The sequence below is a fragment of the Streptomyces sp. NPDC031426 genome (assembly GCF_055581585.1).
Window position 1 is genome coordinate 23028 of record NZ_JBVIJE010000050.1, and the last position, 9948, is coordinate 32975.

Here is a 9948-nt window from a genome sequence, read left to right on the forward strand (position 1 = left end):
TGGTGGCCGAAGAGCGCATATTCCGCTCCGGGAACTCGGCCACCGGTGCGGCCCGCCTCGGGTGCGGTCCGGCGCCGCTCAGAAGGAGACTTCGAGTGAATCGACTGATGGTCGTCTACGGAACAAGACCGGAGGCCATCAAAATGGCCCCCGTCGTCGAGGCACTCAACCGGTCCCGGATGTTCCGGTCGACGGTGGCGGTGACCGCCCAGCACCGCGGCCTGCTCGACCAGGTGCACGCCTTGTTCGGCATCCGCGCCGACCACGACCTGAACATCCTCAGCGAGCGTCAGTCCCTCACCGACATCACCATGCGCGTCCTCGACGGGGTGTGCCCCCTGCTGCGGCGCGAGCGCCCGGACGCGGTGCTGGTCCAGGGGGACACGACGACCGCGTTCGCCGGCGCTCTCGCCGCCTTCTACAACCAGGTCCCGGTGGTCCACCTGGAGGCGGGACTGCGCACCGACGACCGGTACTCCCCCTTCCCCGAGGAGATCAACCGCCGGCTGGCAACCCAGTTGGCGTCTCTCCATCTGGCACCCACCTGGCACGCCCGGGACAACCTGCTCCGGGACGGCGTCGCCCCGTCGTCCGTCGTGGTCACCGGGAACACGGTCGTCGACGCCCTGCACTGGGCGGTCGGGCAGAAGGCGCACTACGGGGACCCGGCACTGGCCGACCTCGACGACACCACCCGCCGGGTCCTGCTGGTGACGGCCCATCGCCGTGAGTCGTGGGGGAGCGGAATGGAGTCCATCGGCGGTGCCCTCGCCGATCTGGCCCGTACCGAGCCCGACTTGCTCATCGTTTTCCCGCTGCACCCGAATCCGGTGGTGCGGGCGGCGATCCTGCCCCATGTGGAGGGCATCGGAAACGTACGACTGACGGAACCGCTCGCGTACGGCGCCTTCGCCCGGCTGATGGATCGGTCCCACCTGATCCTGACCGACAGCGGCGGCATCCAGGAGGAGGGGCCGGGCCTGGGCAAGCCGGTGCTGGTCATGCGGGACACCACGGAGCGCCCGGAGGCCGTCAAGGCCGGCACGAGCCGCCTGGTGGGAACCGACCGCGAACACATCGTGAAGCAGGTGCGCGTGCTGCTGCACGACCGGGAGGCCTACGCCTCGATGGCGCGGGCCGTCAACCCGTACGGCGACGGGCGGGCCGCGGACCGTACCGTACGGGCGATCGGGCACTGGATGGGACTGTGCGAGCGCCCCGCGGAGTTCGGCCGCGTGCCGGACTCCGCGGGCGGCTGCGCGTCAGCGCCAGAGGCCGCGGGTGTCGAACACGGCCTTGCCGCGCAGCGCGGTCCGCTTGACTACGCGGAAGGCGTCGTGGTCCACGAGCAGCACGACGACGTCCGCGTCCCGCACGGCGGTGGTGATGTCGACGAGTTCGGCCCCGCCCCTTTGTGCCAGTGACGGCGGCAGTTCCCTGATGTGGGGCTCCGCGATCAGCAGCCGGCCGACCTGTCGCTCGGCCAGTTGCGTGACGATGTGCAGGGCGGGACTCTCCCTCAGGTCGTCGATGTTCGCCTTGAAGGCCAGTCCGAGACACGCGATCACGGGGTCCTTGAACCTCTCGGCTGTCCGGACCACCTCGCCGAGCACGTAGTCGGGCCGATTGTCGTTGACCTCGCGGGCGAGCCGGATGAGCCTCGACTGCCGGGGCGCGGAGCCGACGATGAACCAGGGGTCCACGGCGATGCAGTGGCCACCGACGCCCGGCCCCGGCCTCAGGATGTCGACCCGGGGGTGGCGGTTGGCCAGGGCGATGACGTCGCCGGCGTCGATGCCGAGATGGTCACAGACCATGGACAGCTCGTTGGCGAAGGCGATGTTGACATCACGGAAGGCGTTCTCGCTGAGCTTGGCCATCTCCGCCGTCGTCGCGTCGGTGAGCAGGCACTCCCCCTTGGCGAACACCTCGTAGAGAGTCCGTGCCCGGTCGGCGCAGCCTTCTCCCACGCCCCCGATCACCCGGTCGTTCGTCACGATCTCGATCATGGTCCGCCCCGGCAGGACGCGTTCGGGGCAGTGCGCGACCCGCACGTCGGGCGCGTCGCCGCCCTCGTGGGGGAACGTCAGGTCGGGGCGGTGCTTGCCCAGCAACCGGGACAGCTCCACGGTGGTGCCGGGGGGCGAGGTGGACTCGAGGATGACGAGGTCACCCGCTTTGAGGACCGCCGCCACCGACGCCGCGGCGCTGCGCACGTACGACAGGTCCGCCGTGCGGTCCTCCTCCAGCGGGGTGGGTACGGCGATGACGAAGGCGTCCGCGGGCTCGGGTGCGGCCGCGGCGCGCAGCCGTCCCATGGCTACGGCGCCGCTGACGGCCACCGCCAGATCCGGTTCGACGAAGGGGGCGCGACCACTGTTGATGAGTTCGACGGTGGCCGGGTTGACGTCGACACCGACGACGTCGATCCCGTTCGTGGCGAGCGCGGCGGCGGTGGGCAGGCCGATGTAGCCGAGGCCGACGACGCAGACACTGGAGAACACCAGGAGAATTCCTTTCCGGAGGTGCGTACCCCTCAGGCCCCTTCGGGGATGGACTGGCAGACCAGAACCTGCCCCTCGGAAAAGGCCGGCCGCAGGTGGGCCGCGATGCGGGAAACAGCGTCGTAGGAGCGAGCCCTGGGGCTATTGCCGGAGTCGACGTGATAGAAGAACCACTGTTTCGGGCGCAGCCCGCAGTCAGAGACCAGGCGCGCCAGCGACGCAGGCGTGAAGACATAGACATGGTCCGGATGGATGATCTCCAGCCCCGCCAACGTGTTGATCATATTCTTGGCGGCCAAGCCGTTGGGAGTCGAGAGGATCAGCTCGACACCGTCGCCCGCTTCCCGCATCAGGGTCACAATGCCGCGCAGGAACGAGGCGGCGTCCCGCACGTGTTCGATGACATCACCGGCCAGTACGATTTCAGGCCTGAATTTCACCAGGTCGCCTCTGTCCTTCGGATCTGCGACATCGGCCACCGAGTATTCACCCCCCAGGCGGTCGCGCAGGAGCTCTACGCCGGCAAGGTCGACGTCCACACCATGCACTTCAGATGCCGCCCGCAAGAGCTTGGCGTGCAGAAGTGATCCTTTCTCCAGCCTCTCGGCGGTCAAAGGGGAATCCGCGCAGCCGACGTGGAGGACGCGACGTCCAGCACAGAGGTTCAGCAGCAGAGCATCCCGATCCCCCCACACCGGCGCGCTGACAAGCTGCTGGGAAAAGAACCCAGACTTCGACATGACACCTCTCCTCTTAACCCACCCACTCTTTATCAGGAGAGTATCCTTGATTCCTCGGAACGTTGAGGAATGACACACCACGGACCACGGCACCGATGATGCAGAAATCACAAATAATGATCGGTCCGGTAGTGCCTAGCCTTACCTGGAGAGAGAAATGCCTCGTCGCCGAATCGCCATTGTGCAGCCGTACATTTCACAATACCGCACCGCATTCTTTCAGCGCCTTGCCATGGATCTCTCAGATCGCGGAGTAGAACTCGTGGTGGCCCATGGGGATGCCCACGGCGATCAAGCAGTACGCGCCGACACCGCATCCCTGGAAACCGCCGTTCACTTGCGACAGCGGACATTCCGAATCGGCTCCCGAACTTTGGTCCACCGCGATCTCGGTGAGCTGGCGAGGAATTGTGACGCATTGGTACTGGAACAGGCGCTCCACAATGTGGAGCTCTATGCGACGCTACTTAATCCCCGACGCACGCCGGCCATTGCTCTATGGGGGCACACCTACACACACCTGAGAACCGCAGGCTGGGCCCGGAAGGTCGCGACGGGCGCACTCACCCGCCGTGCCGACTGGTTTTTTGCATTTACCCAGGCAGGAGCGGATCACGAAGTATCCCAGGGGTTCCCGGCCGAGCGCATCACGATGGTGTATCACTCCATCGACACCTCGGCGCTGAGGGAAGCACGGACAAGGGTCGCGGAAGATCGCCTGCAAGCGTTCCGGGAACGCCATCGCCTCGTCCCCGGCCGTACTGCTGTTTATCTCGGTGGGCTCGACACGATCAAACGCACTGGTTTTCTTCTCGCGGCGGCGGCCTCGGTCGCCCGGCGACTGCCGGGATTTCGACTGTTGGTGGCGGGCGACGGCACAGAGCGACACCTGGTTGAGCAGGCCGATGCTCGGGGGGCAGAAACAGTGTACCTGGGCAACGTGTTCGATGACGGGAAACGGGCGCTGCTCGGGCAGGCAGCTGATCTGATGCTGGCACCGGGAGCCGTAGGACTGTGCGCGGTCGTCTCATTCGCTTTGCAGACTCCCGTAGTGACCGTTCCTCAGCCCGGCCACGGTCCGGAGTTCGAGTATCTGGAAAACAGGCGAAACTGTCTGATCGCACCGGACGACGTGGAATCCTTCGCCCAGACGGTAGCGGATGCACTCTGCGATCCCACCCTGTTGGCACGTCTGAAGAAGGGATGCGAGGCCGACGCCGGCTTTTACACCTTGGAGCGGTTCAGCACCAGTTTCGCGGATGGTGTCGTGCACATGCTCGAGATGGATGGACGCTGCCCCTGAAAATGGCGCTACCGGGCTGACCGACCCGCGACCTTCGCCGCCGCGCGGTGGAGAACGTCGGTTGCCGGCCGCCAGACCGGTCTCGTCCGGCGTAGCCAGTCCGGCATCTGCCGACTGAGCGCGAGTTCGGCTTCGCGCTGTGACTCGGAGTGCCTACGGACCGTCAATGAGCCGGGGTGATAGCGGATTTCACCGAGGACCGAGGCGACATAGCGCAGCCCTCCGAAGGCCGCGAGCCTCCGATGGAAATCGACATCGAAGGCAAGACGAAAGTTGTTGTCAAGTCCTCCGATTGCCTCCACCGCGGTACGTCGGTAAAGGCAACCGGGCTGATACACCATGTTGTACCCCAAGCGCAACATCAGTGGACCCACCCGTCCAGGGCGCATGATTTTGAAGGCTTTTCCATCGCCATCGATGTAGCGCACCTGACCGTATGACATCGCGGAGTCGGGTCGGCTCTCAAGGGCACGTAGCGCCTGGGTGATCGACCCCGGGGTCAGCCGATCGTCGTCGCCCAGCCAACCCATGACGTCCACACCGTCACCGAAGTATTTCCAGCCCGTCATGACTGCATCCACAATGCCGGAGCCGCTCTGCGGGAGCACAGTGGTGCGGGGAGAAGTGGTTTGCCCCACCGCAGTCAGCGCAGCGGGAGATGACACGACAACCAGGCGAAGCCTGCTATATGCCTGCTCGGTCAGCGAATTCAGACACTCCATCAGCAGTTCGGGACGATCGCCGAGCGTGGGTACCACCATTCCGACGCGCATCATCTTGGCCTCCTGGCTTGTCACGGCATACGGGATTCGCGGGCCCGACCAGAAGTCCCACGAAAAATCAGGGCGGCCGCCGCAGCGGTGCCGAGATAGAGACCCTCGAGCCTCATCCATGGAGAGAAAACGAGGTCCCAGCCCAGTTGCGCAAAAAGGAATGCGAAGAGCAGAGCATACGGCCCGGATCCATTTTTGATCGCAATAACGAGGGACAGCAGAACAAGCAGCACGGGAAGCAGAACTCCAGGAAGCACCGCGATGCCGTTCTCCGCCCAGAGTTGGAACAGAATCGAGTGGAGGAAAAGCCCTCTGCCGAAATAGTAGTTCTCTCGACGCTCGTTGAAATCGACATCGCCGGCCCGCAGTTTCCCCAGAAAATCACTCCGGGTCTCGCGGCTCACCTGAGGTGTCAGTCCCCTGCCGATGAACGGGGACTCCTTGATGATTACATAGGACGCCAGGATTTCCGGACGGGCCCCCACCAGTACCCCGCCCTCCACCTCGCTCTGGCCCTCCCATCTGTACTGCTGCTCCGCCCCTAGAGCTCCCTCGGAGGCCAGGTAGCCATAAAGGGTCGGGACGGTGCTGGCAAACAGGATCAAGCCGACCGGGATGAAGAAGGCTCTTTTCCAACTGAGCCTTGCTTCACGACGCCCGGCGAGCACTGCCACGGCACCCGCCGAGCAAACGATCATAAACTCCGAGCGGAACCCCAAAAGGAGGCTGACAAGGGCCACCACGATCACCACGACGGCTGCACTGACATGCATCCGCCGGGAAAGTAGCGCGAATGCGATAAGGATAGCCGCCAGGCTGACAACCGGCCCGTATCCGTACTTCCATGCGTCGATAGTCGGATTACTCCGGAAGAAAATCGCGATATTGCATGTCAGTCCCGCAACGAATGACACGACGTACACGCGAACAACAGCCGGCCGACCCTGGAGGGCCCACATCCCACCGCAGAAACTCATAAGAACGGCAAGCGGACGGGACAGGACCAGGGCCGTGTCATGAATCGAGTCGTCCGCCACAACTTCGGTCAGGGCGGCCCCGAGCAGCCACACAAGCAAGAGGAGAAGGTTCCAACGCGCCATCTTCCAACGCCATGCAGTGGCGAGGACCACAGGCGTGATCATCAGTACGACAACGTGTCCGATGGTGAGACCCGACTGCGTATAAGGTCCCCATGCATTGCCCAGGCCGACAGCCGCAGTCACAACCACACGGCCGCCCTGTCCCCGCGACGAGCGCGCCGGCTGCGGCTGCCTGACAGGCAGCTCTCGCACAATGATGCGGCTTTTCCCCGTGCTTGTCCGGGAGGACATCTTCGTGTCAAGCATGGGACATGGACCTCCGGAGGTTGGGGAGGAAGAGACAGGTCATGACGGCGACGACCGATCCGATGACGGGTCCGCTCGCACCGAGATGACGCGCCAGGACGATCGAGAGGGCTAGATTCACCAACGCCATCACTCCGGCTCTCTGCGCTTGGTACTTCAGACCGGCGGCGTCGGTCAGCCACATGCTGGCCGGATAGGAAGCGGACTGGACCAGCAGCAGGGCCGCGAAGGCAGCCATGAGTCCCGTCCCGACTTCAACCTTTCCGTGCAACATCCAGGAAGCGACCGCCGGACCGAAGAAGATCAGCCCCGCGCCGAGGATCGCGCCTCCGATCCCGAAGTACAGGGTCAGGCGTGAAACATGACGTGCGTCCGGCCGACCCGAGGTGCCGCGTTGCCGGGCGAAGACGGTCCACAGGGGCAGACCGGTGGCGCTGGCCAGAGCTACAGCGGGTGCGAACAGACGCGCACCGGCCGAGTACGCGGCGACGGCATCGGAATCGGCGGTATGGACGAGGACCAGCCGATCGGTCGAATAGGCCACGGCCAAAGCGGCGTTGATGACGGCCATGGGCCCGGCGAGGTGCCAGATGCGTGTGGGAGTGTGCCGGGTGTCGAGGCTTCCCAGGACCATCCCGAGCAGCGGCAGACCGAGAATGCGCCCGGCCCACAGCAGGCAGGCTGCGCCCACCAGACACTGCGCAGCGAAGCCCGACACGATGAAGGCCGCGGACGGCGCGTGCACGACCCCCGACAGCACGATGAACCCCAGGGTGAGGACGCTGCCCAGCATTTGGAACAGCAGGGCGGTGTGGGTTCGGTTCAACGCGATCAACACGGAATTTCCCAGGTTCAGCGGCAGGCTGCACCCGAAGAGCGTGAAGGCGACGGCGACCGAAACCTCACCAGATCGCTGTGCCCCAGAATTGAGCACGGTGCTCCACACGCCAAAACACGCAGGAACGATACCCAGAAGGGCACTCAGGATGCCCGCGCAACTGAGCAGGCGCGCACTTGTGATAATCGTTCCGTGCAGGTCCCGACGGTTGCTGGCGTTTCCCTTTCCCATCGCTTCCACAATGGCCGCACCGGTGCCGAGATCATTGAGCGGCAACAGCAGCGGAAGCGTTGTGACGAGCGCGAAGAAGGCAAAGCCGGTCGGGCCCAGGGCATCAACCACGGTCCGTGTCGCAACAAGGGTGGAAACTGCGGTAACGGGAAGACTCACGGCTTTGACCCCGAGTGAACGTCCGGCGGCCCGCAGATGGGGGGCGAGGACGCTTCGCTGAGGTTCGATCCGCTCCTGTGCCGACTGTGCTCGCTGCGGCGGAGGTCCTGTCCGAAAAGGCGACCGGACCGATACTTCTTCCCGGGCTTCGCCGGGCGACCTCCATTCGGTCACGACGCGGCCGGCCCTACTGAACTATGAGCGTGGAGAACCACGTGCGGACGTCCCTTCCTGGCGAAGTGTGTCAGCATGCTACGGCAGCATCACCGGAAATCGGTGTATATTCGTCGCCTGCCGGAAAAACAAAGGGAATTCGGACACGTGATCGTTTCGCTGCGAGGAGTCCGCGGAGGGGCAACGACTGCCGTTGGATCCCGTGATCGCCCCACCACTGAACTGCGCGTGGCGGTCCCGCTGCATGAGGAACATCCCTCGCACTATGCGGTGAGGGATCTGGTCGCCGAATTCATCGGACAGGGCGCCCACGGCATGGAGGTCAGGACCCCGCCTTTGATCGGTCGGACTCTCGCCAGATCACACTTCTCCCTCCCTCATCGGCGGCGCCGCCGTAAAGGACCGGTCATCGTCCCCATGATGGGAGCACGGTTCGGCCAGCTCTACGCGGCCGGCCTCGCGGGAGATGTCGTCCCGTACTGCTGGGACGTGTGGGAGCCGACCTGGGAGTTGTGGGCCCGTCGGCTACGGCCCCTACGGCCCCCGGCCGTTTTCGTCACGGCCCTCCAGTCGGCACGATTCCTCGCTGAGGCGTTGCCTCAGTCCCAGGTCATCCATCTCCCCGAGGCGACACGGGTCGCTCGGCACGATTCCGGCACCTGCCTGGATGCGAGGAGGGTCGGCATCCTGGAGCTCGGACGTCGGCACGCGGATTGGCACGAGGCAATCACTGAGGCCGTGCGGCTGCATTCTCCCTTTCCCCACCTGTACGAGAACGAGCCGGGCCGACTCGTGTATCCGGATGAACACGCTCTGCGGCGCGGCCTGTCGGATGCGGTGATCTCGGTCTGTTTCCCGTCCTCGCTCACGCATCCACAGCGTTCCGGCAACGTGGAGACGATGACTCAGCGATATCTCGAAAGCATGGCGTCAGGGTGTCTTGTGCTCGGGCACGCACCTTCGGAATTGGTGGCCCTCATGGGTTTCAATCCTGTCGTCGAGGTCGATTGGAACAACCCAGCTCAACAGGTGCTGGACATCCTGGCCTCACCCGGCAGCTGGCAGCCGGTCGTCGACCGGGCGCTGAAACGACTGCGTGAGGTGGGTGATTGGAGCGTACGAATTCGTACCGCCCGGGAGAGACTGCGGGCAATCGGACTCTTGTGATGCATCGGCTGGCGTGCCCCGGACGAGTGAGATTCCTGCGGCCGTGAAAGGTCCGCGCGCCGCGTCCGGAGTTGTCACAGCTAGGCTCTCCGTCCGACCGCGGGAATAATTCCGCTACTCCGACCGGATGTGAGCGCGACCACTACTCCGCTCCTCCGGAACACAGACAGGCAATTGCCTCCTATGCCCAGCATGCTGAAGACCATTCTCATCGCGGTGCCGACCACAGGTGCGCGCCCGCTCCGTCCTTTGCTCGACGACCTCGTTCAGCAGGCTCGAGTCACCGAGAGCAGTGGTCCGCGCGCGGTGTCGATCCTGATCCTGGACAACTCGGCGGCCGGGTCGAAGTCGGCCCGTGAGGCCGCGGACGCCTGCGGCGTCGCGTACCGGCGCGTCGAGAAGCGTGGTTACTCCCAGGTCCGCAACGCGGCAATCGACGCCGCCTGGCAGTACGATGCGCTGGTTTTCATCGACGACGACGAGCGGCCGGTTCCGGAATGGCTCGGCGCCCTGGTCGCCAGTGCCGAGAACAACGACGCCGACGTCGTCGTGGGTCCTGTCGTGATCCGTCTGCCTCAGGGGGCACCCCGATGGCTCGACGAGGGGCGGCTGATTCGCCAGGTGAGGACCCAGGATGACGGGCCGCTGGAAGGGCCCGCCCAATCCGGAAACACACTCGTCCGAATGTCCACGGTCTGTCGCACGGGTCTGCG

General features: G+C 64.9%; 8 protein-coding genes and 1 pseudogene. 4 read left to right on the forward strand and 5 right to left on the reverse strand.

Going from position 1 to position 9948, the window contains the following annotated elements:
* Positions 1–95: 95 nt before the first annotated feature.
* Positions 96–1424 carry a non-hydrolyzing UDP-N-acetylglucosamine 2-epimerase gene (gene wecB / locus ACZ5NH_RS43415; RefSeq protein ID WP_468783744.1) on the forward strand — a complete coding sequence of 443 codons (1329 nt, stop codon included), beginning with the start codon at positions 96–98 and terminating at the stop codon, positions 1422–1424.
* Here wecB and wecC read toward each other — a convergent pair.
* Positions 1326–2504, reverse strand: a pseudogene (gene wecC / locus ACZ5NH_RS43420) (UDP-N-acetyl-D-mannosamine dehydrogenase); the annotation flags it as partial. The gene wecB and the pseudogene wecC sit on opposite strands and share 99 nt — an antisense overlap.
* Positions 2505–2536: 32 nt before the next feature.
* Positions 2537–3244, reverse strand: coding sequence for a class I SAM-dependent methyltransferase (locus ACZ5NH_RS43425; RefSeq protein ID WP_388634710.1), 708 nt, complete (start codon positions 3242–3244; stop codon positions 2537–2539).
* A 157-nt stretch (positions 3245–3401) separates the two neighbouring features.
* Here ACZ5NH_RS43425 and ACZ5NH_RS43430 point away from each other — a divergent pair, with 157 nt between their 5' ends.
* Positions 3402–4547, forward strand: coding sequence for a glycosyltransferase family 4 protein (locus ACZ5NH_RS43430; RefSeq protein ID WP_468783747.1), 1146 nt, complete (start codon positions 3402–3404; stop codon positions 4545–4547).
* Positions 4548–4555: 8 nt separating this feature from the next.
* On the opposite strand, the gene ACZ5NH_RS43435 is transcribed toward ACZ5NH_RS43430, so the two are convergent.
* The 3 genes from ACZ5NH_RS43435 to ACZ5NH_RS43445 are packed head-to-tail and all read right to left on the reverse strand — an operon-like array spanning position 4556 to position 7846.
* The gene (locus ACZ5NH_RS43435; protein WP_468783749.1) at positions 4556–5323 is read right to left on the reverse strand and encodes a glycosyltransferase; all 768 of its coding nucleotides are present in this window, start codon (positions 5321–5323) and stop codon (positions 4556–4558) included.
* Between the two features lie 17 nt (positions 5324–5340).
* Positions 5341–6666 (reverse strand): hypothetical protein, encoded by a 1326-nt coding sequence (locus ACZ5NH_RS43440; RefSeq protein WP_468783751.1) that lies wholly within the window; start codon positions 6664–6666, stop codon positions 5341–5343.
* The gene (locus tag ACZ5NH_RS43445) at positions 6659–7846 is read right to left on the reverse strand and encodes a lipopolysaccharide biosynthesis protein (RefSeq protein WP_468783753.1); all 1188 of its coding nucleotides are present in this window, start codon (positions 7844–7846) and stop codon (positions 6659–6661) included. Before ACZ5NH_RS43445 ends, ACZ5NH_RS43440 begins: the two co-directional genes overlap by 8 nt.
* Positions 7847–8143: 297 nt before the next feature.
* Here ACZ5NH_RS43445 and ACZ5NH_RS43450 point away from each other — a divergent pair, with 297 nt between their 5' ends.
* Together ACZ5NH_RS43450 and ACZ5NH_RS43455 are read left to right on the forward strand one after the other, a co-directional pair.
* Positions 8144–9235 carry a hypothetical protein gene (locus tag ACZ5NH_RS43450; RefSeq protein WP_468783755.1) on the forward strand — a complete coding sequence of 364 codons (1092 nt, stop codon included), beginning with the start codon at positions 8144–8146 and terminating at the stop codon, positions 9233–9235.
* Positions 9236–9427: 192 nt separating this feature from the next.
* The coding region (locus tag ACZ5NH_RS43455) for a glycosyltransferase family 2 protein (RefSeq protein WP_468783757.1) at positions 9428–9948 on the forward strand (521 nt) is incomplete at its 3' end.